We start from the raw sequence: 19,597 nt of genomic DNA, 5'->3' as shown, positions 1-19,597 counted from the left end.
ACAAGGCAATGGGTTACGAGAACCAGGAATTCGAGATTGAACGCGGGCCAAGCTGGGCGCGCGATAACTGGCCGCTGAGCGACACCGACGATCTGACCGGGGCGATGGACCCCACCCAGATGCAGGTCGCCGTGAAGGCCGCCGCCAAGTCCGCCGGCAAAGCCGTGTCGGATGTCGACGCCGTCGCCGCTGCCGACGACGCCATCCGCGCGCAGATGCTGATCCGCACTTATCGCGTGCGTGGCCATCTGGCCGCCAATCTCGATCCGCTGGGGCTGACCAAGCGCGATCTGCCGGCCGACCTGACGCCGGAATATCACGGCCTGACTGACCCCGCGAAAAAAATCTATCTGGGCGGCACGCTGGGCCTGCAATATGCGACCGTGGCGGAGATCGTCGCGATCCTGCGCGCCAATTATTGCGGCAATGTCGGCCTGGAATATATGCACATCGCCGATGTGGAGGAACGCCGCTTTCTGCAGGACCGGCTGGAAGGCAAGGACAAGGAAATCATCTTCACGCCCGAGGGCAAGAAGGCGATCCTGGCCAAGGTCATCCAGGGCGAGCAATATGAGAAGTTCCTGGGCCGCAAATATGTCGGCACCAAGCGCTTCGGCCTGGACGGCGGCGAATCCATGATCCCCGCGCTGGAAGCGGTCATCAAATATGGTGGCCAGTCCGGCGTGCGCGAGATTGTGTTCGGCATGGCCCATCGCGGGCGCCTGAACGTACTGGCCAATGTGATGGCTAAGGGCTTCCGCGTCATCTTCCACGAATTTTCCGGCGGCACCGCCAATCCGGAAGATGTGGGCGGATCGGGCGACGTGAAATATCATCTGGGCACGTCCACCGATCGCGAGTTCGACGGCGTCAAGGTCCATATGTCGCTGGTCCCCAACCCCTCGCACCTCGAAACCGTCGATCCGGTGGTGCTGGGCAAGGTCCGTGCGCAGCAGACCTTCCGCGACGATCTGGAAAAGCATGAGCAGGTATTGCCCGTGCTGATCCACGGCGACGCGGCCTTTGCGGGGCAGGGCATCGTCTGGGAATGCCTCGGCTTCTCCGGCGTGCATGGGTACAATACCGGCGGCTGCGTCCACTTCATTATCAACAATCAGATCGGCTTCACCACCAGCCCGCAATTTTCGCGCGGCTCGCCCTATCCGTCCGATGTGGCGAAGGGTGTCCAGGCGCCGATCCTGCACGTCAATGGCGATGATCCCGAAGCGGTGACCTTCGCGTGCAAGCTGGCGATGGAATATCGCCAGACCTTCCACCGCGACATCGTGATCGACATGTGGTGCTATCGCCGCTTCGGCCATAATGAAGGCGACGAGCCCGGCTTCACCCAGCCGCTGATGTACAAGGAAATCCGCCAGCATCCGCCGGTCAGCGACGTCTATTCGGCGCGGCTGAAGAATGAAGGCGTGGTCGACGACGACTATGTCAACAAGGTGACGGGCGATTTCGTCAATCATCTGGAAGAAGAGTTCGAGGCGTCCAAGAGCTACAAGGCCAACAAGGCCGACTGGTTTGCCGGTCGCTGGTCGGGCCTGCACAAGCCGGCCGACGCCGAAACCTCGCGCCAGAGCGTGGATTCGGCGATCAGCACCAAGCTGTTCGACGGCCTCGGCAAGACGCTGACCACCGTTCCCGAAGGATTGAACGTCCACAAGACGCTGACGCGCGTCCTCGCCGCCAAGGCGGAGATGTTCAAGTCCGGCGAGAATTTCGACTGGGCGACCGGCGAGGCCCTGGCCTTCGGTTCGCTGCTGTCGGAAGGCTATGGCGTCCGCCTGTCGGGGCAGGACTCCGGGCGCGGGACGTTCAGCCAGCGTCACGCGGTCTGGACCGATCAGGACAGCGAGAATAAATATATCCCGCTGTCGACCGTACCGCATGGCCGGTTCGAGGTGCTGGATTCGCCGCTGTCCGAATATGGCGTACTGGGTTTCGAATATGGTTTCGCACTGGCCGACCCGAAGAGCCTGGTAATCTGGGAAGCGCAGTTCGGCGATTTCGCCAACGGCGCGCAGATCATCTTCGACCAGTATATCGCTTCGTCCGAAACCAAGTGGCTGCGCTCCAACGGCCTCGTCTGCCTGTTGCCGCACGGCTATGAAGGGCAGGGGCCGGAACATAGTTCGGCGCGTCTGGAACGCTTCCTGCAACTATGCGCGGAAGGCAATATCCAGGTCGCCAACATCACGACCCCGGCCAATTACTTCCACGCGCTGCGTCGCCAGATGCTGCGGCCCTTCCGCAAGCCGCTCATCATCATGGCGCCCAAGTCGCTGCTCCGTCATAAGCTGGCGGTCAGCAAGGCGGAGGATTTCCTGGGCGAAACCCAGTTCAAGCGCATCCTGTCGGACCCCAACGGGTCGGCCGACAAGGATACGAAGCGCCTGGTCCTGTGTTCCGGCAAGGTGTTCTACGACCTGATGGAGGCGCGCGACGCGGCCGGCGACAAGGATGTGCAGATCGTTCGCATCGAACAGATCTACCCGTTCGCGACCGACGCCCTGGCCAAGCGCATCGAGCGCATGACCAATCTGGACGAAATCGTCTGGTGCCAGGAAGAGCCGCGCAACAATGGCGCATGGTTCTTCGTCGAACCCTATATCGAGGAAGCCCTGGCCAAGGCCGGCAAGGCGCCCAAGCGCGCCCGCTATGCCGGTCGCAAGGCGTCGGCATCGCCCGCCACGGGGCTGGCGTCGCGCCATGTGTCCGAACAGGGCGCCCTCGTCGCCGATGCGCTGGGTCACAGCGTCCGTGAAGAAATCCGTCGCCAGAAGAAAGGCTGATCAAGCTCATGGCTACCGAAGTCAAAGTCCCAACCCTGGGCGAATCCGTTACCGAAGCAACCGTGGGCCAGTGGCTCAAAAAGCCCGGTGAAGCCGTCAAGGTCGACGAGCCGATCGTGTCCCTCGAAACCGACAAGGTCGCGGTCGACGTACCCTCGACCGTCGCCGGTGTCATGGGCGACATCATCGCCAAGGAAGGCGACACGGTCGAGGTCGGCGCGCTGCTGGCTTATGTGAACGAAGGCGGTTCGGCCGCTGCCGCGCCGGCGCCTGCCGCTGCTGCCGCGCCTGCCGCCAAGGCGGAAGCCGCTGCCCCGGCGCCCGCCGCGTCGGCGCCTGCCGCTTCGGATGACGAAGAGGGCGGCAATTTGACCCTGTCGCCGGCGGTTCGCCGCCTGGTGCTGGAACATGGCCTTGACCCGAGCAAGATCAAGGGCACCGGCAAGGACGGCCGCCTGACCAAGGACGACGTTACTGCCGCCGCCGCCGCCGGCACCGCCAAGGCTGCCGCCGGTGCGGCCGCCGCTGCGCCTGCCGTCGACGCTCCGGCCGCCTCCGGCCCCAGCCGCAAGCAGGAGCGGGTCAAGATGACCCGCCTGCGTCAGACCGTCGCCAAGCGTCTGAAGGAAGCGCAGAACACCGCTGCGCTGCTGACGACCTATAACGACGTCGACATGACCAACATCATCGAGGCGCGCGCCAAATATAAGGACCTGTTCGAGAAGAAGCATGGCGTCCGTCTGGGCTTCATGGGCTTCTTCACCAAGGCCGTCTGCATGGCGCTGCGCGACATTCCGGGCGTGAACGCACAGATCGAAGGCGACGAGATCGTCTATAACGACTTCTGCGACATCTCGGTCGCCGTGTCTGCGCCCACCGGCCTCGTCGTGCCGGTCATCCGCAATGCCGAGGCGCTGAGCGTAGCGGACATCGAAAAGACCATCGGCGGCTTTGGCAAGAAGGCCAAGGAAGGCAAGCTGACCATGGAAGATATGAAGGGCGGCACCTTCACCATCTCCAACGGCGGCGTGTTCGGGTCGCTGCTCTCCAGCCCGATCATCAACCCGCCCCAGTCGGCGGTTCTGGGCCTGCACCGCATCGAGGAACGGCCGGTCGTCCGCAACGGCCAGATCGTTGCGCGCCCGATGATGTATCTGGCGCTCAGCTACGACCACCGCATGGTCGACGGTCGCGAAGCGGTCACCTTCCTCGTCGCGGTCAAGAATGCGATCGAAGATCCGACCCGCCTGCTGATCGACCTGTAACACTTAAATTCTAACGTCACCCCGGCGAAAGCCGGGGTCTCACTTGTTCTTTCAGAAGAAAAGGGAGATGCCAGCCTCCGCTGGCATGACGGGAAGAGGAAAATTCCATGTCCGATTTCGACTATGACGTCCTGGTAATTGGCGCTGGCCCCGGTGGCTATGTCGCCGCGATCCGCGCGGCGCAGCTTGGCCTCAAGACCGCCTGCGCCGAAAGCCGCGAGACGCTGGGCGGCACCTGCCTCAATGTAGGGTGCATCCCGTCCAAGGCGATGCTGCATGCGTCGGAGCTGTATGACGAAGCGGCCAATGGCGCGCTCGCCAAGCTGGGCGTCAAGATCGACAAGATGAGCCTGGACCTGCCCACCCTGCAGGGCCAGCGCGTCGACGCGGTCAAGGGCCTGACCGGCGGCATCGAGTTCCTGTTCAAGAAGAACAAGGTGACCTGGCTCAAGGGCCTGGCCAGCTTCACCGGCGCCAACACGGTCGAGATCAACGGCGAGAAAGTGACGGCGAAGAATATCGTCATCGCCACCGGTTCGTCGGTCACGCCGCTGCCCGGCGTCGCAGTCGACAACGCAGGCGGCAAGATCGTCGATTCGACCGGCGCGCTGGAGCTGGACAAGGTGCCCGGCCATCTGGTCGTCGTCGGCGGCGGCGTGATCGGGCTGGAACTGGGCAGCGTCTGGAAGCGCCTGGGCGCCAAGGTGACCGTGGTCGAATATCTCGACCAGATCCTGCCCGGCATGGACGGCGAAGTCCGCAAGGAAGCCAACAAGATCTTCAAGAAGCAGGGCTTCGAGTACAAGCTCGGTACGAAGGTCACGGGCGCGGAAGTCGGCAAGAAGGGCGTGACCCTGACCGTCGAACCCGCCGCCGGTGGCGACGCGGAGACGATCGAGGCCGATGTGGTCCTCGTGTCGATCGGCCGCCGTCCCAACACCGAAGGGCTTGGTCTCGACAAGATCGGTCTGGAACTCAACGCGCGCAGCCAGATCGAAACCGATCATGACTTCGCGACCAAGGTTCCGGGCGTCTGGGCGATCGGCGATGTGATCCCCGGTCCGATGCTGGCGCACAAGGCCGAGGACGAAGGCATTGCCGTCGCGGAGAATATCGCGGGCCTGACCGGCATCGTGAACCATGCCGTGATCCCGTCGGTGGTCTACACCAAGCCGGAAATCGCGGGCGTGGGCCTGACCGAGGAACAAGCCAAGGAAAAGGGCGCGATCAAGGTCGGCAAATTCCCGATGATGGCGAACAGCCGCGCCAAGACCAATCACGAACCGGACGGCTTCGTGAAGATCATCGCCGACGCCGAAACCGACAAGGTGCTGGGCGTGTGGATCATCGCGGTGCCCGCGGGCACGATGATCGCGCAGGCGGCGCAGGCGATGGAATTCGGCGCGTCGAGCGAAGACATCGCCTATACCTGCCACGCGCACCCGACGCACAGCGAAGCGATCAAGGAAGCGGCCATGGCCGTAACGGGCAAGCCGATCCATATGTGATCGGTTCGCTTATCGCGAAGACAAAGGAAGGGGCCTCCGCACTGCGGGGGCCTTTTTCTTTTCGGGCTGATGGTCAGGTCAGGTCCTGCCGGAAGCGATCAATCTGGTGCATTCGTTCATGCAACACCGTCACGATGCCGACAGCACCGTCCGACAGGACGCGCCAATAAATATAATGGTGTTCATAGCGGCAAAAAAAGCCATCGACGCCGAACTCCGCAGGAATATCCCGCCAGACGCAGTCCCGCATAGCGATATCCTCGAACCGCGCGAAAAGGCCGCGAATATAATTCTCGGCCTGGTCCTGGTCCCATCTATCACGGGTGTAGCGATAGATATCGTGGATCCGCCGTCCGGCCGCCTGCCGCACGCGATAGGCGGCCATGCGCCTATGGCCGCGCGTTGCGGGCGATAATCATATCGGCATCGAGCGGTTGATAGTCGCTCTCTGGTGCGGCGAAGGCATGGACCAGTTCGGTTTTGAGAAGCGCAAGCCGCTCGCCCTCGACCCGTGCCTTGTCCCGACGGATGAGATCGCGAACATATTCGCTGACATTTTCATAAGCCCCGCTGTCCCCGATATTGGTAGAGACGAAATCGCTCAGCGCACCGCTCACGCGCACATTCAGGGTCATTGGTTTGGACATGCGATAACCTTCCTGTCCACAGGATATGGAATATTCAGGACGGGGGCAAGGTGGTCTGTTTCATCCTTATTGCGGCCCGCCATCCTCGCCTTCGCCCGGCTGCGTCGGCGCGATCCTCGGCGGTGGAGTGCCTGACGGCCCGGCAGGCTGGTCGATCGGCAGGCGGATCTGGCCGCCGCCGATGTTCACCGTCATGCCGCCTTCATCGACGCCCAGCCCGACATTGCCGATGCCGGTTTCCACCGTCACATTGGCGATCGCGTTGACGAGATCGGCGTCCTGCGTTTCTTCGGGGGCATCCTCGACCGGCTCGTTGATCGCGCCGCTCATGAAATTGCGCCAGATGCGCGCGGGCACGCCGCCGCCGGCCGCGCCGCCGGGCAGGGGGGCGTTGTCGTCATTGCCAATCCACACCGCCGTCACGAGGCCCCCGGCATAGCCGACGAAAATGGCGTCGCGGCTGTCCTGCGTCGTGCCGGTCTTGCCGAAGGTGCTGGTGCGCAGCGCCGCCGCGCTGCCGGTGCCGCGATTGGCGGCGGAGGAGAGGAGGTCGCGGATCATGTCGAGCTGGTCCTGGCTGAACTGCCGCTGGCGCTGCATCAGCTTTTCGAACCAGCCCTGTTCCTCGGGCGGCAGGCCATGGGCGAGCACCGGATAGGCGCCCGCGGCGACCGCCGCATAGGCCTCCGCCAGTTCCACCAGCGGGATTTCCGACGTGCCGAGCGCGAGGCTCAAATCTTCGGTCAGTGGCGCGGTGACGCCCAGGTCGCGGGCGACCTTGATGACATTGTCGACGCCGACCTTCTGCGTCAGCCGCACCGCCGCGACGTTGCTCGACGCGGCGAAGGCCTGACGCAGGGTGATGCGGCCGCGATACTTGCCGCTGTGATTGGCGGGGCGGTAGGTGCCGGTGGTGATCGGCGTGTCATCGATCATGTCGTCGGGCGTCATCCCCGCGCGGAAGGCGGCGAGATAGACGAACAGTTTGAAGGTCGAACCCGGCTGGCGCTTCGCCTGCACCGCGCGGTTGAAGCTGCTCTTGGCGTAATTTTTGCCACCGACCATGGCGACGACACTGCCATCGGGCTTCATCGCCACCAGCGCCGCCTGCGCAGCCCCCAGCGGCGCGCGGCGGATCGCGGCTTCGGCCAGCCGCTGGATGCGCCAGTCGAGCGTGGTTTCGATCTTCTGTTCGCCATAGACGGCCCCGGCGCGATCGCGCGCGTCGGCAAGCACCCAGTCGGCGAAATAGGTGCCGGTGGTGGCGTCGGGCGTGTCATGGACGTTGAGCCGGGCGGGAGGCAGGGCGTTGCGTTCCGCCTGGCTGATATAGCCGGCATCGACCATCGCCTGCGTCACCAGCGCGGCGCGGGTGCGCGCGCCCTTCAGGTTGCTGGTGGGGGCGAGGCGGGAGGGCGCCTTCAACAGCCCCGCCAGCATCGCGGCCTGCGGGATGGTGAGCCGTTCGGGCGCGCGATTGAAATAATGCAGCGCGGCGGCGCGCAGGCCATACACATTGTCGCCGAAATAGACGTTGGAGAGATATCTCTCCATGATCTGGTCCTTGGTCAGCCAGACTTCGAGCCAGACCGCGATCAGCGCCTCGCGCGCCTTGCGGCCGAAGGTGCGGTCGCTGGACAGGAAGACGCCCTTGGCCAGTTGTTGCGTGATCGTGCTGCCGCCCTGCGACGATCCGTCCGACCAGAGATTATGCCACATGGCCCGCGCGATGCCGCGCGGATCGACCCCCCAATGGGTCATGAAGCGGCGATCCTCGATCGCCATGAACGCCTGCGGCACATGGGCGGGCAATTCGGCCATCGTCACCGGTGTGTCGATCACCGCGCCGCGCCGGGCGATCAGATGGCCGTCCGCCGACGTCAGGCTGATGCTGGGCGGCGCGATCGGCTTGAGCGAGCGGGAGAGCGGCGCCGTGACCGCGAGCCAGGCGACCAGAATCATCAGCACGGCGAGGCCTGCGGCGATCACCCATCCGGCGATCTGGAGCCGGCGACGCCAGGGCGTGGGCCGTGCGAAGGCGCTGGGCGGACCCGCGCCGAACTCGCGCGGTGGTTGCGCGAAGGGATCGAGTGGGGCGGAATCGGGCATGTCTTGGGTCATACTGTGTTATTCATATCATACAGTCAAGCCTGTCCCGTGCCGGGACAGGCCGGAATTAACCACAATATGCGCTGGTCTATATGGTAAATTTTGCGTTAACCAATCGCTATGCGAAACCGACCCCTCGTTCTCACCACCGAATCGGCCCGCCATCCGTTCCGCCAGCGGCTGCCCGCCCATGTGCTGCGCGTGGTGGAGGATATGCCCGCGCGCAAGAAGCGGTTCAGCGACGACGACAGCGACTGGAAGCTGTTCGGCCTGAGCTTCGCGGCCTTCTTCACGGCCTTCTACAGCTTCATTTTCTAAGACGAGGACCGGGCGCGTCCGGTCAATGGCATAGAGGGCCGTCGCAGGCCTTGTGAAGCTTCCACGCCATCGCCGCGCAGGGCAGGGTGAGGAAGGCGACCAGCAGCAACTGCATCACCACCGATACGCCGGCGATGCTGAGCCCGATGGCGCAGAGCGAGCCGACCACCATCGCGCCCGAATTGACGATATTATTGGCCGCCACGGTGCGCGCCGCTTCGCATTTTTCGACCGTCGTGGTCAGGAAGGCGTAGAGCGGCACGACGAACATGCCGCCGAAGGTCGCGACGCCGAGCAGGCAGAACGACAGGGGAATCGCGAGCGGATGGGCCAGAAACCCGGCGAGCGACAGCATCTTCCCGTCCGGCGAGGGCGTCCACAGGTCGCATACGATGTGAAAGGCGACGATGCACAGCCCCATGCCGATCACCGACGCGGGCGCATATTTGGCCGAGACATGGCCCTGCAACAGCCGGTTGATCGCCACGGAGCCGATCGCGATGCCGATCGAGAAGATGGCCAGGAACAGGCTTGCGACCGGCTTGTCGGCGGTCAGGACATTCTTCACCAGCGGCGGGAACTGGATGAACAGGATCGAGCCGACCGCCCAGAACAGGCTGATCGCCATGATCGCCAGAAACAGGCGGCGAATATGCATCGTCCCGCGCACCAGCGCGACCGACGAGCGGATGATGTGGAAGTCGATCGGCTGCTTTTCGAGCAATGACGGCGCCGAGGGCACTGCCCGCCCCGCGATATAGCCGATCAGCGCCGTGATGATGATGCCGACCGCGGCCACCTCCACCGGGATCACCCCGGCCAGGATCGTGCCGGCCAGGATCGCGATATAAGTGCCCGCTTCGACCAGGCCGGTGCCGCCCAGCACTTCGTCGTCATGCAGATGCTGAGGCAGGATCGCATATTTGATCGGGCCGAAGAAGGTCGAATGAATGCCCATGGCGAACAGCGCGACCAGCAGCAGCGGGATCGCCAGCGTGTGGACCGCAATGCCGCTCCAGATGAGGCCGAGGCCCACCGCACCCACGCCCATGATGAGGATTTCCGCCGCCTTCACCCAGCGGATGATGACTGCCTTGTCGCGCTGGTCGGCCAACTGGCCCGATATCGCCGACAACAGGAAGAAGGGCAGGATGAACAGGCCCGTGGCCAGCGCGCTGAACCAGGTTTCGGATTTCTCGTCGTTATAGACCTGATAGACCACGAACAGGACCATCGCGTTCTTGAACAGATTGTCGTTGAACGCACCAAGGAGCTGGGTGATGAAAAGCGGCAGAAAACGGCGCTTGTTCAAGAGCCTGAGAGAGGCTTGCATGGATAGGGGCGTCTTCTTTCCCGTGAGCGACCGGGGCGGGGTCTAGCGGTTGACGACGTCTGTGTCCAATGGGTTGGGCATGACGATACGGCTTTGCTTGTATGCCGCGCCGGACTGTGGCAGTTCGCGGCGATGCTAACGCTGCCCAATTTGCTGACGCTTTCGCGGATCGTGACGGTGCCGCTGCTGGTCGCTCTGCTGTGGCCGGCGGAACAGGGCGCGCGCTGGACCACCGGCTATGCGCTGGCCTTCGCCCTCTATTGCCTGATGGGCGTGACCGATTATTTCGACGGCTATCTGGCGCGCGCGCAGGGCACGGTGTCGAAACTGGGCGTGTTTCTGGACCCGATCGCGGACAAGATCATGGTCGGCGCGGTCATCCTGATGCTGGCGGCGACCCGCGACATAGCGGGCATCCATATCGCCGCCGCGATGATCATCCTGCTGCGCGAGATCGCAGTGTCGGGCCTGCGCGAATTTCTGGCCGGGCTGCAGGTGTCGGTGCCGGTGTCGCGCCTCGCAAAATGGAAGACGACGTTCCAGATCATCGCGCTGGGCGCATTGATCCTGGCCGGGGCGGTGCCGCAATTCCCCTTCGTCCAGACGGTGGGCATCGTGACCCTGTGGGCCGCGGCGATGCTGACGCTGGTCACCGGCTGGGACTATCTGCGCGTCGGCATTAAGCATATGGACTGACCGGCGATGGCGGACCTGACCATCGTCTATTTCGCCTGGGTGCGCGAAGCCATCGGCCGCGACGAGGAGCGGGTCGCGCGACCCGCGGCAGATGGCAGCGTGGCCGATCTGGTCGCGACGCTGGCCGCCCGGGGCGGGGGTTACGCGCAGGCTTTGAGTGATCCGGCGCGGCTGCGTGCGGCGATCGATCAGCGTTTCGTGCCGCTGGACAGCCTGATCGGCGACGCGCGCGAAGTGGCGCTGTTTCCCCCGGTGACGGGCGGATGAAACGGGTTGCCATCCAGGCGGCGGATTTCGATGTCGCTGCCGAACTGGCCGCGCTGGAGGCGCTGGGCGGTGGCGGCGTGGCGAGCTTTACCGGCGTAGTGCGCGGGGACGGCGGCCTGATCGCGCTGGAGCTGGAACATTATCCGGCGATGACGCAGGCGCAGGTCGACCGGATCGTGGACGAGGCGCTGGCGCGCTGGCCGCTGCTGGGCGTCAGCGTGATCCATCGTTTCGGGCGGCTGGCGCCGGGCGCGCGCATCGTCTTCGTCGGCACGGCGTCGCGCCATCGCACCGCCGCGCTGGAAAGCTGCGCCTTCCTGATCGATTGGATGAAGTCCGACGCGCCCTTCTGGAAGAAGGAGCATTTTGGCGACGGCGCAACTCAATGGGTTGCGGCGCGGGCCGAGGATGAGGCCAGGGCGAAGGGCTGGAAGGCTTAAGCCGCTTCGGGCAACCGGCAATTGAGCGCCGCGGCGTCGCGCAAGATGCCGGCCAGCAGGTGGAATTCCTTCTCGCGCGGGCTGTTCCGGCGCCACACCAGCGCGATATCGCGCCAGGCGCGTTCCGACTGCAGCGGCCGCGCGACAATTTGCGTATGCTCCAATATCCCGCTCGCAATCGCCATTTCCGGGATCATCGTCATGCCCAGGCCATTATCGACCATCTGGATCAGCGTGTGCAGCGACGTTCCCATCATCGTCGCGCTGGCGCGCAGGTCGGGCCGGTTGCAGGCGGCCAGCGCATGGTCCTTCAGGCAATGGCCGTCCTCCAGCAGCAGCAATTTGCTCTCGTCGATCATGTCCGGGCCGATCCATTCGGGCGGATCGCGCGGCTCGTCATGCGGGAAGGCGACATAGAGCCGGTCCTGGAACAGGATTTCGCTGTCCACCTCGCCCATGGCGAAGGGCAGCGCCATCAGCACGCAATCGACATGGCCGTGGCGCAGCGATTCAATCCCCGCCTGGGTCGTTTCCTCGCGCAGATAGAGTTTGAGGTCGGGCCGGTCGGCGCGCAGCCTGGGCAGCATCCGCGGCAGCAGGAAGGGCGCAATGGTCGGGATCACGCTCATCCGCAACTCGCCGGTCAGCGGCTTGCCCGACGCCTCGGCGATGGCGGCCAGCTCCTCCGCCTCGCGCAGCACGCGATGCGCCTTGACCACGATGCGATCGCCCAGGGCGGTGAAGCGCACCACCCGGCGGGTGCGCTCGACCAGGGTGACGCCGATCAGCGATTCCAGTTCGCGGATGCCCGCCGACAGGGTCGACTGGGTGACGAAACAGCTATCGGCGGCCTTGCCGAAATGGCCCTGCTCCTTGAGCGCAACCAGATATTGCAGCTGCTTGAGCGTGGGCAGATAACTGGACATTTATCGGATTCCTCGATCAGAAATCCGAATATAAGCGTCTTAGCCGATATATCCAAGATATTTGGCGACCCCGAACAGCGACGTGATCGTCAGGATGACGCCCACCGCCGAGAAGAGGATGCGCGGCGCCACCCGGCGTGCCAGCATCGCGCCGAAGGGCGCGGCGATCACCCCGCCGATCAGCAGGCCCAGCGTATAGGTGGTGAAGGCTTCCCAGCCCAGATGAAGGAGGAAGGTCAGGCTGATCGACAGGGTCAGGATGAATTCGACCGTGTTGACCGTGCCGATGGTGTGGCGCGGGCTGGACCCCTGCAGCAGCAGGTTCGATGTCACGATCGGTCCCCAGCCGCCACCGCCGCTGGCGTCCATGAAGCCGCCGACCAGGCCCAGAGGCGCGACCCATTTGGGATCGCGGGGCTTGGGCGGCAGATGGAAGCCGCGCCAGATGAGGTAGAAGCCGATCGCGGCGAGATAGGCCAGAACGAAAGGCTTGATCACCGCGCCGTCGATATTGGACAGAAAATAGGCGCCGCTGACGCCGCCGATCACGCCGGGAATGATGAGCCGGGCGAATAGTTTCCAGTCGACATTGCGGTGCAGGATATGGCTGATCGCCGATACGCCGGTGGTGAAGGTTTCGGCGACATGGACGCTGGCGGACGCGCGGCTGGGCGACACGCCCAGGGTCAGCAGCAGGGTGCTGGAAATGACGCCATAAGCCATGCCCAGCGCGCCATCGATGATCTGCGCGCCGAATCCGACGAGGATGAAAGGCAGGATTTCGCCGAAATGGGCGATAAAAGTGTCGATCATCCGCTACCCCTCACTGGAATTGTCTACCTCCATGATTGGTATATCGCGTGCCGCCAAGCAAGTTTCTATTTGCGGCGAAAAAGCGCGGTTAGCGCCCCATCTGGAAAAGCCGGGCAATTCCCCTTATATGGGATGCTCATAACAAGTCTAGGAACGGTCAGGGACGTCTGGATGGTGCGCAGCCTCATTTCCTATCTGGATTCGATCAAATCCCGCGATCCGGCGCCGCGGTCCCGCGCGGAAATCCTGCTCTACCCCGGCGTCTGGTCGCTGGCCTTTCATCGGGTCGCCCATCGCCTGTATCGCGCGCGGCTGTTCTTTCTTGCGCGCGCCGTGAACCATTTGTCGCGTTTCCTGACCGGCAACGACATCCATCCGGGCGCGAAGATCGGCAAACGCTTCTTCATCGACCATGGCTTTACCGTGATCGGCGAGACGGCCGAGATCGGCGACGATGTAACGCTTTACCAGAATGTCACGCTGGGCGGCACGGACCCCGCCAACGGCATCGCCGGCAAGCGTCACCCCACGCTGAACGACGGCGTGATCGTCGGGTCGGGCGCACAGGTGCTGGGGCCGATCAATGTCGGCGCGCGCGCCCGCGTCGGTGCGAACGCCGTGGTCACCAAGGATGTGGCGGAAGGCGCGACCATGGTCGGCATTCCCGCGCGGGCGATGCTGGTCGACGTGACCGCCTATCAGCGCGACTTCATGCCCTATGGCACGCCCTGTTCGGACTGTTTCGATCCTGAAAAGCAGAAGCTGGAGATGCTTCAGTGCGAGGTCGAACAGTTGCAGAAGCGCCTCGCCGAACTGATGGCGGAGCGCCAGAGACCGATATTGCCATCGGCATTGGGCGACGATGACGATGCGCCGCTGTTCAAGGAGCGCGGCCGGGCCTGATGACCAATGTGACGCCGTTTCCCCATCAAGGAGCGGGGCCGGGGCCGAAGGGCGGCCAGGTCGGGTTCGAGCGGCTGGAACTGCAACGGATCATGGATCTGTACGGCCGCATGGTGTCGGCCGGCCATTGGCGCGACTATGCGATGGACATGGGGCAGGAGGCGGCGATCTTCAGCGCCTTCCGCCGCTCCGCCGAACGCCCCGAATATCGGATCGAGAAGCGCCCGGCGCTGCGCCATCGCCAGGGCATGTGGGCGCTGGTCGGGGAAAGCGGCCAGATATTGAAGCGCGGCCAGGAGTTGCAGGGCGTGCTGGCACCGGTCGAGCGCAAGCTGCTGCGGATCGTCGAGGATTGAAGGTCTGCGGCTGCTCCCTCCTGAAAAGAGGGAGCGGCGCCGGTCGCGGTCACGCGACGGCGCGATCCAGATAGGGCAGGCGCTCGGAAAGGCGTGGCGGCAAGCCATGCACCACCAGCGCGCGGGCATGGTGCCATAGCGCCGACAGCAGCAGCAGCAACGCCGCGCCGATCACCAGCGTCGTGAGCGCCCAGGACAGTTCCACCGCGCCGACCTGGCGGAACAGGCCGTACAGGGCGAAAAGGACATAGGCGAGGCTGGAGACGAGCAGCGCGCGCCGGTCGATCGCCAGCGCGATGAGGCCGAAGGCGACATAGAGGGCGATCACCAGCGCGGCGCGCGCGGCGCTGATCTCGTCGCCGTTCATCACGCCCAGCAGGTGGAACAGCGAATGCGCGATCATCGGCGCGGCGGCCAGGTGCAGCCAGAAGGCGACGTCGGATCGCCGCGTGGTGCGGGCGCGGTCGCTCATGTCCCACCGCATGGCCAGCGCGAAGATGGCGAGGCCCGCGATCAGCAGCAACGCGAAGGGCAGGGTCATATCGTCGGGCGTGCCGGCCATGACAAGGCTGACGCCGACGCCGGCCGCCGCCGCCGCGCCGACCGCCACGGTGATCGGCACCATGAAGCGCCGCCAGTGCGCCCAGGCCGCCAGCACGCCCGCGCCGGCCGCGACGCACACGATCATAGAGGCCAGGCTGTCGCCCGCATGGGGGAATATCTGCGCACCCAGCGCGCCGACCGCAAAGACGATGCCGCCGACGAAACCGCCCAGCAAAAGGATGGAGGGCAGCGCCATGTGGCGGCGCCGGGTGAAATATTCGGCCAGGCCCCAACTGACGGCAGCCACCAGCAGGCCGGCCATGAAGGCAGGATGATGGTCCGGCGCCCCGAATCGCAGGCTGTTGCCGAGCCAGCCAACCGCCACCAGCAGCAGGACGCTGGCGATCGCGACGAAGATGTCGTTGAAGCCCGTCAGCAGCCGGAAATGTTCTTCGTCCACCATCGGCGAGGCGCGCAGTCCCGCCACATGATCGCGCAACGCCTGCGCCGCCTGCGCTGGGATTGCGCCCGCCGCTACGGCATCCTGTAGATCGCTCTCGCTATACATCGTCCTGCTCCCGACACTGTCTGGCAGCGTCGTTATAGCATTGCTGTATTAATACATCAATACAGTTGATTTTGACCTTTTTCCGAGGGTCGAGCGGTGTTAGCGCGGTGTGATAATAGAGGAGACGCCTGTTCCATGACCCTGCCGACATTGCTGGAAGGCCGCCTTGCGCTGCCGCTGATCGGGTCGCCGATGTTCATCATCTCGCAACCGGCGCTGGTCATGGCGCAGTGCCGCGCAGGGATCGTCGGCGCCTTTCCCTCGCTCAATGCGCGGCCGTCGGGCATGTTCGAGGCGTGGTTGCAGCAGTTGCAGGCGGAACTGACCGACGCCGATGCGCCCTTCGCCGTCAACCTGATCGTCCACCGCACCAATGCGCGGCTGGAGGAGGATCTGGCGCTGTGTGTCCGATATAGGGTGCCGATCGTCATCACTTCGCTCGGCGCGCGCGAGGATGTGAATGCGGCGATCCACAGCTATGGCGGCATCGTCCTGCACGATATCATCAACGACATGTTCGCGCGCAAGGCGATCGAGAAGGGCGCCGATGGCCTGATCGCGGTGGCGGCGGGGGCGGGCGGCCATGCCGGCACGCTGTCGCCCTTCGCGCTGATCCAGGAAATCCGCCAATGGTTCGACGGGCCGTTGGCGCTGTCGGGATCGATCGCCACCGGCCGCGCCATCGCCGCCGCGCGGATGATGGGCGCGGACCTCGCCTATATGGGATCGCCCTTCATCGCCACGGCGGAGGCCAATGCCGACCCCGCCTACAAGCAGATGATCGTCGACAGCCATGCCGCCGACATCGTCTATTCGGACGTGTTCACCGGCGTCCACGGCAATTATCTGCGCCCCAGCATCGTCGCGTCGGGGCTGGACCCCGACAGCCTGCCCAAGGCGAAGGACATGGATTTCGCGGCGATGACCGGCGGCGACAAGAAGGCGTGGCGCGACGTATGGGGTTGCGGCCAGGGGATCGGCGCGGTCGACAAGGTGCAGCCGACCGCCGATTTCGTCGCGGGGTTAAAGGCGGACTACCGTGCGGCTGTCGCCGGCTTCACCCTCTAGGAAGCCGCGAACCTCGCCGATGAAGCGCTCGAACTGGTCATGGTGCAGCCAGTGGCCGGCATCGGCGAACTCGACCAGCCGGGCGTCGCTGAAATGGCGGATGCGGCCGTCCTTTTCCGGGTTGGATGCCCAGCTATCCTGGCCCAGGCAGAGCAGGGTGGGGCAACTGATCCGCTTCCAGAAGTCGGGCAGTTCCTCATCGGTGCCGGCCTGGGGCGCCAGCCCTTTCAGATAGGGGTCGAATTTCCAGCCATAGCTGCCGTCTTCGTTGCGGTTGACGCCGTGGCTGGTCAGATGCAGCGCCTGCTCGACCGTCAGATGCTCGTTGCGCTCGCGCATCCGGCCGATCGCCGCCTCGATCGTGGGATAGCGCCGCGGCGTGCGCCGTGCGCTGGCGCGGCGCGTGTCGATCCATTCGCGCCAGACCTGGGGCGCCGCCTGTTCGGCCTTTTGCTTCAGGCGGTCGGGCGACAGACCCAGACCTTCGATCGCGACAAGCTTGCGCACTTTTTCAGGGAACAGACCCGCATAGCGCAGGCTGATCGCGCCGCCGAGCGAATGGCCCACGATCGTCACGGGCGACCGGTCGAGCAGGTCGACCAGCTGCGCCAGGTCGTACACGAAATTGGCCATCATATAGGAGCCGTCGGGCGACCAGCCGCTGTCGCCATGGCCGCGCAGGTCCAGCGCGATGACATGATGGTCCCGCGCCAGCGCGCGCGCCGTCCAGTCCCAACTGCGCGCATGGTCGAAGCCGCCATGCACCAGGACCAGCGTCGGGGCCGATGGATTGCCCCAGTCGAGATAGTGCAGCCGTGTCCGCAACGATGTGAAGAAATGCGAAGTCGGGGTCGGCGCAGTCAAGATGTCCATGCGATCCTGCAGGCTGGGAACAGATATGGTCCCCATCAGGGAACTGCACCGATGTTGCAAGTAAAGAGCGACGAAAAATGCCGCTTTTCCAATATTTCGGCCGGGTTTTTCGAAAAATGGATCAACAGTCGGTACGGGGCGGATCGGGTTCGCGCGCCACGATCGCCGATGCGAGCGCGGTGCGCATGGCGGTCGCGACGGTGCGCGCAAGCTCCGCCTGCCTGAACGGTTTGTCGAGACGCAGGCGATGCGTGGCGTGCGGCGGCAGTTCGGCAAAGCCGGTAATGATGACGACCGGCAGGCCGGGTTGCATCTGTTCGATCGCATCGGCGAGCTGCGCGCCGGTCATGCCCGGCATTGCATGGTCGGTGACGACCAGGTCCACGCTGCCGCCCGCCAGCAACCGCAATGCATCGGCGCCGGACGACGCCTGGAACACGGTATGGCCCAGATCCTCCAGCATACCGGCCGTATTCGTCAGCACCAGATCGTCATCGTCCACCGCCAGAATGACCAGCGGCATGTCTGGGTCATGCAATTCCTCCACCACCATGGCGATGTGCTGCGCCTCCGCATCGGCCTGCGCCATCGGCAACCACAGCGATACGCTGGTTCCGACGCCGGGCTCGCTGGCGATCGTCAGCGAGCCGCCGCATTGCTGGGCGAAGCCATGCACCATCGACAGGCCCAGGCCGGTGCCCTTGCCCACGCCCTTGGTGGTGAAAAAGGGTTCGCGGGCGCGCTCCAGCGTGGCGGCGTCCATGCCCTCGCCCTCGTCGATCACGGACAGGCGGATATAGTCGCCCGCCCCCAGGTCGGGGCGCTCGTCCGGGGCGACGGTCGTTCGCGCCGCGTCGACGATGATCCGCCCGCCTTCCGGCATGGCGTCACGCGCATTGACCGCCAGGTTGAGCAGCGCCAGTTCCAACTGGGATGGATCGGCATGGGCGGCGCCCAGCGCCGGCGGAAAGCGCATCTCTATGGCTACCGCCGCGCCCAATGTGGTGCGGAACAATTCGGCCATGCCCTGCACCAATATGACGCAGTCGACGCTTTGCAGCTTGAGTTCCTGCTTGCGCGCAAAGGCGAGCATCCGCTGCGTCAGGGTCGCGCCGCGCTCGGCCGCGGTCATGGCGTTGTCGAGATAACGGGCGATGTCGCCGCCGGTCGTCAGCCTTTGCCGGGCGAGGTCCAGGCTGCCGACGATCACCGCCAGCAGATTGTTGAAATCATGCGCGACGCCGCCGGTCAGCTTGCCGATCGCGTCCATCTTCTGGGTCTGGACGATGGCGTCGCGCGCCTCGTCGAGGGCGCGTTGCGCATCGCGTCGTTCGGTCAGGTCGCGGGTGATCTTGGCGAAGCCCAGCAAGGTGCCGTCCGGGGTGCGGATCGGGTCGATCACGACATTGGCCCAGAAACGCGTGCCGTCCTTGCGAATGCGCCAGCCTTCCGCCTCGAACCGGCCCACGGTCTGCGCGCTATGGAGCGCGCGCGAGGGCAGGCCCGCCAGCCGATCTTCCTCGCTGTAGAAGCGGGAGAAATTCTGGCCCAATATCTCTTCGGCCTTATAGCCCTTGAATCGTTCCGCGCCCATGTTCCAGCTCGTCACCGTGCCGACGGGATCGAGCATGTAGATGGCGTAGTCGGTCACGCTCTGCACCAGCAGCCGGAAGCGTTCCTCGCTGGCGCGTAAGGCATCCTGCGCGGCGCGTCGCTCGGTCAGGTCGCGCGTCACTTTGGCGAAGCCCAGCAGCCGGCCGTCGGGCGCCCGGATCGGATCGATCACGACACTGGCCCAGAATTGTCCGCCATCCTTGCGGACGCGCCAGCCTTCCGCTTCGAACCGGCCGTCATGCTCGGCGGCATGGAGCGCGATTGCGGGGATACCGCGGGCCAGGTCCTCCGGCGTGTAGAAGCGGGAAAAATGCTGGCCGATGATCTCGTCCGCTTCATAGCCCTTGAAGCGGCGCGCGCCCGCGTTCCAACTGACGATTACGCCCGTCGGGTCGAGCATATAGATCGCATAGTCGGTGACGCTTTGAACCAGCAGTTCGAAGCGATTGCCTGTTTCGTCAGTGGAGGCGGTAACCATCTTGTCCCCGAATCAAGCGCCGGTGGACGGTGCTCTCTTTGCCATCGGCAAAACGGCGCTGCAGCGCA

General features: G+C 64.7%; 19 protein-coding genes. 10 read left to right on the top strand and 9 right to left on the bottom strand.

Going from position 1 to position 19,597, the window contains the following annotated elements:
- The first annotated feature begins 8 nt into the window (after positions 1-8).
- From SBA_RS17005 to lpdA, 3 genes are all read left to right on the top strand, one after another.
- Complete coding sequence (locus SBA_RS17005) at positions 9-2,804, top strand: 2-oxoglutarate dehydrogenase E1 component (protein ID WP_261935273.1); 2,796 nt, start codon at positions 9-11, stop codon at positions 2,802-2,804.
- Between the two features lie 8 nt (positions 2,805-2,812).
- Positions 2,813-4,069: a 2-oxoglutarate dehydrogenase complex dihydrolipoyllysine-residue succinyltransferase gene (odhB, locus tag SBA_RS17000; protein WP_261935272.1), complete on the top strand. Its 1,257-nt coding sequence runs from the start codon at positions 2,813-2,815 to the stop codon at positions 4,067-4,069.
- Between the two features lie 107 nt (positions 4,070-4,176).
- Complete coding sequence (gene lpdA / locus SBA_RS16995; RefSeq protein ID WP_261935271.1) at positions 4,177-5,577, top strand: dihydrolipoyl dehydrogenase; 1,401 nt, start codon at positions 4,177-4,179, stop codon at positions 5,575-5,577.
- A 73-nt stretch (positions 5,578-5,650) separates the two neighbouring features.
- Here lpdA and SBA_RS16990 read toward each other — a convergent pair whose 3' ends face one another.
- The 3 genes from SBA_RS16990 to SBA_RS16980 all read right to left on the bottom strand — a co-directional run bounded on the left by SBA_RS16990 (position 5,651) and on the right by SBA_RS16980 (position 8,333).
- Entirely contained in the window at positions 5,651-5,962 is a 312-nt protein-coding gene (locus tag SBA_RS16990; RefSeq protein WP_261935270.1) for a type II toxin-antitoxin system RelE/ParE family toxin, read from the bottom strand.
- A gap of 4 nt (positions 5,963-5,966) precedes the next feature.
- Entirely contained in the window at positions 5,967-6,224 is a 258-nt protein-coding gene (locus SBA_RS16985; RefSeq protein WP_224549958.1) for a ribbon-helix-helix domain-containing protein, read from the bottom strand.
- 66 nt (positions 6,225-6,290) lie between these two features.
- Positions 6,291-8,333 carry a transglycosylase domain-containing protein gene (locus tag SBA_RS16980; RefSeq protein WP_390902352.1) on the bottom strand — a complete coding sequence of 681 codons (2,043 nt, stop codon included), beginning with the start codon at positions 8,331-8,333 and terminating at the stop codon, positions 6,291-6,293.
- Positions 8,334-8,453: 120 nt separating this feature from the next.
- Between SBA_RS16980 and SBA_RS16975 the strand changes: the two genes are divergently transcribed.
- Positions 8,454-8,651: a hypothetical protein gene (locus SBA_RS16975; RefSeq protein ID WP_224549960.1), complete on the top strand. Its 198-nt coding sequence runs from the start codon at positions 8,454-8,456 to the stop codon at positions 8,649-8,651.
- Between the two features lie 22 nt (positions 8,652-8,673).
- On the opposite strand, the gene SBA_RS16970 is transcribed toward SBA_RS16975, so the two are convergent.
- Positions 8,674-9,984 (bottom strand): MFS transporter, encoded by a 1,311-nt coding sequence (locus SBA_RS16970; RefSeq protein WP_261935268.1) that lies wholly within the window; start codon positions 9,982-9,984, stop codon positions 8,674-8,676.
- 132 nt (positions 9,985-10,116) lie between these two features.
- On the opposite strand from SBA_RS16970, the gene pgsA reads away from it, so the two are divergent.
- From pgsA to SBA_RS16955, 3 genes are read left to right on the top strand one after another with little or no spacing between them, the layout of a single operon-like run.
- The gene (gene pgsA, locus SBA_RS16965; RefSeq protein ID WP_224549962.1) at positions 10,117-10,680 is read left to right on the top strand and encodes a CDP-diacylglycerol--glycerol-3-phosphate 3-phosphatidyltransferase; all 564 of its coding nucleotides are present in this window, start codon (positions 10,117-10,119) and stop codon (positions 10,678-10,680) included.
- Between the two features lie 6 nt (positions 10,681-10,686).
- Positions 10,687-10,947: a MoaD/ThiS family protein gene (locus SBA_RS16960; RefSeq protein WP_261935267.1), complete on the top strand. Its 261-nt coding sequence runs from the start codon at positions 10,687-10,689 to the stop codon at positions 10,945-10,947.
- Positions 10,944-11,387, top strand: a complete 444-nt coding sequence (locus SBA_RS16955; RefSeq protein ID WP_261935266.1) for a molybdenum cofactor biosynthesis protein MoaE — start codon at positions 10,944-10,946, stop codon at positions 11,385-11,387. Before SBA_RS16960 ends, SBA_RS16955 begins: the two co-directional genes overlap by 4 nt.
- Here the strand turns inward: SBA_RS16955 and SBA_RS16950 are convergent.
- On the bottom strand, positions 11,384-12,313 hold the full coding sequence (locus tag SBA_RS16950) for a hydrogen peroxide-inducible genes activator (protein ID WP_261935265.1): 930 nt from the start codon (positions 12,311-12,313) through the stop codon (positions 11,384-11,386). The genes SBA_RS16955 and SBA_RS16950 overlap by 4 nt on opposite strands.
- A gap of 39 nt (positions 12,314-12,352) precedes the next feature.
- Positions 12,353-13,126: a sulfite exporter TauE/SafE family protein gene (locus tag SBA_RS16945; protein WP_224549966.1), complete on the bottom strand. Its 774-nt coding sequence runs from the start codon at positions 13,124-13,126 to the stop codon at positions 12,353-12,355.
- A 171-nt stretch (positions 13,127-13,297) separates the two neighbouring features.
- On the opposite strand from SBA_RS16945, the gene epsC reads away from it, so the two are divergent.
- Together epsC and SBA_RS16935 are read left to right on the top strand one after the other, a co-directional pair.
- Positions 13,298-14,029, top strand: a complete 732-nt coding sequence (epsC, locus tag SBA_RS16940; protein ID WP_261935264.1) for a serine O-acetyltransferase EpsC — start codon at positions 13,298-13,300, stop codon at positions 14,027-14,029.
- Positions 14,029-14,385: a DUF2794 domain-containing protein gene (locus SBA_RS16935; protein ID WP_224549968.1), complete on the top strand. Its 357-nt coding sequence runs from the start codon at positions 14,029-14,031 to the stop codon at positions 14,383-14,385. Before epsC ends, SBA_RS16935 begins: the two co-directional genes overlap by 1 nt.
- A gap of 49 nt (positions 14,386-14,434) precedes the next feature.
- Here SBA_RS16935 and SBA_RS16930 read toward each other — a convergent pair whose 3' ends face one another.
- Positions 14,435-15,496: a hypothetical protein gene (locus tag SBA_RS16930; protein WP_261935263.1), complete on the bottom strand. Its 1,062-nt coding sequence runs from the start codon at positions 15,494-15,496 to the stop codon at positions 14,435-14,437.
- A gap of 135 nt (positions 15,497-15,631) precedes the next feature.
- On the opposite strand from SBA_RS16930, the gene SBA_RS16925 reads away from it, so the two are divergent.
- Positions 15,632-16,564, top strand: a complete 933-nt coding sequence (locus tag SBA_RS16925; protein WP_261935262.1) for an NAD(P)H-dependent flavin oxidoreductase — start codon at positions 15,632-15,634, stop codon at positions 16,562-16,564.
- Here SBA_RS16925 and SBA_RS16920 read toward each other — a convergent pair.
- Both SBA_RS16920 and SBA_RS16915 read right to left on the bottom strand, forming a co-directional pair.
- A complete protein-coding gene (locus tag SBA_RS16920; protein ID WP_261935261.1) occupies positions 16,520-17,437 on the bottom strand; it encodes an alpha/beta fold hydrolase in 918 nt (305 codons plus the stop codon). The genes SBA_RS16925 and SBA_RS16920 overlap by 45 nt on opposite strands.
- A gap of 121 nt (positions 17,438-17,558) precedes the next feature.
- A complete protein-coding gene (locus SBA_RS16915) occupies positions 17,559-19,529 on the bottom strand; it encodes a hybrid sensor histidine kinase/response regulator (RefSeq protein ID WP_261935260.1) in 1,971 nt (656 codons plus the stop codon).
- Positions 19,530-19,597: the final 68 nt, after the last annotated feature.

It is taken from the genome of Sphingomonas bisphenolicum, assembly GCF_024349785.1.
In the GTDB taxonomy this organism is placed as follows: domain Bacteria; phylum Pseudomonadota; class Alphaproteobacteria; order Sphingomonadales; family Sphingomonadaceae; genus Sphingobium; species Sphingobium bisphenolicum.
Note: the sequence above shows the minus strand (reverse complement) of the source record. Positions and strands in the feature narration are given on the sequence as shown.

Excerpts from the sequence above, each read along its gene's own strand:
- SBA_RS16950 (WP_261935265.1), bottom strand. The coding sequence starts at position 12,313 with ATGTCCAGTTATCTGCCCACGCTCAAGCAGCTGCAATATCTGGTTGCG.
- SBA_RS16985 (WP_224549958.1), bottom strand. The coding sequence starts at position 6,224 with ATGTCCAAACCAATGACCCTGAATGTGCGCGTGAGCGGTGCGCTGAGC.
- lpdA (WP_261935271.1), top strand. The coding sequence starts at position 4,177 with ATGTCCGATTTCGACTATGACGTCCTGGTAATTGGCGCTGGCCCCGGT.
- SBA_RS16980 (WP_390902352.1), bottom strand. The coding sequence starts at position 8,333 with ATGCCCGATTCCGCCCCACTCGATCCCTTCGCGCAACCACCGCGCGAG.
- SBA_RS16935 (WP_224549968.1), top strand. The coding sequence starts at position 14,029 with ATGACCAATGTGACGCCGTTTCCCCATCAAGGAGCGGGGCCGGGGCCG.
- SBA_RS16925 (WP_261935262.1), top strand. The coding sequence starts at position 15,632 with ATGACCCTGCCGACATTGCTGGAAGGCCGCCTTGCGCTGCCGCTGATC.
- SBA_RS16990 (WP_261935270.1), bottom strand. The coding sequence starts at position 5,962 with ATGGCCGCCTATCGCGTGCGGCAGGCGGCCGGACGGCGGATCCACGAT.
- odhB (WP_261935272.1), top strand. The coding sequence starts at position 2,813 with ATGGCTACCGAAGTCAAAGTCCCAACCCTGGGCGAATCCGTTACCGAA.
- SBA_RS16960 (WP_261935267.1), top strand. The coding sequence starts at position 10,687 with ATGGCGGACCTGACCATCGTCTATTTCGCCTGGGTGCGCGAAGCCATC.
- pgsA (WP_224549962.1), top strand. The coding sequence starts at position 10,117 with ATGCTAACGCTGCCCAATTTGCTGACGCTTTCGCGGATCGTGACGGTG.
- SBA_RS16930 (WP_261935263.1), bottom strand. The coding sequence starts at position 15,496 with ATGTATAGCGAGAGCGATCTACAGGATGCCGTAGCGGCGGGCGCAATC.
- SBA_RS16955 (WP_261935266.1), top strand. The coding sequence starts at position 10,944 with ATGAAACGGGTTGCCATCCAGGCGGCGGATTTCGATGTCGCTGCCGAA.
- SBA_RS16915 (WP_261935260.1), bottom strand. The coding sequence starts at position 19,529 with ATGGTTACCGCCTCCACTGACGAAACAGGCAATCGCTTCGAACTGCTG.
- epsC (WP_261935264.1), top strand. The coding sequence starts at position 13,298 with ATGGTGCGCAGCCTCATTTCCTATCTGGATTCGATCAAATCCCGCGAT.
- SBA_RS16975 (WP_224549960.1), top strand. The coding sequence starts at position 8,454 with ATGCGAAACCGACCCCTCGTTCTCACCACCGAATCGGCCCGCCATCCG.
- SBA_RS16920 (WP_261935261.1), bottom strand. The coding sequence starts at position 17,437 with ATGGACATCTTGACTGCGCCGACCCCGACTTCGCATTTCTTCACATCG.
- SBA_RS16970 (WP_261935268.1), bottom strand. The coding sequence starts at position 9,984 with ATGCAAGCCTCTCTCAGGCTCTTGAACAAGCGCCGTTTTCTGCCGCTT.
- SBA_RS16945 (WP_224549966.1), bottom strand. The coding sequence starts at position 13,126 with ATGATCGACACTTTTATCGCCCATTTCGGCGAAATCCTGCCTTTCATC.
- SBA_RS17005 (WP_261935273.1), top strand. The coding sequence starts at position 9 with ATGGGTTACGAGAACCAGGAATTCGAGATTGAACGCGGGCCAAGCTGG.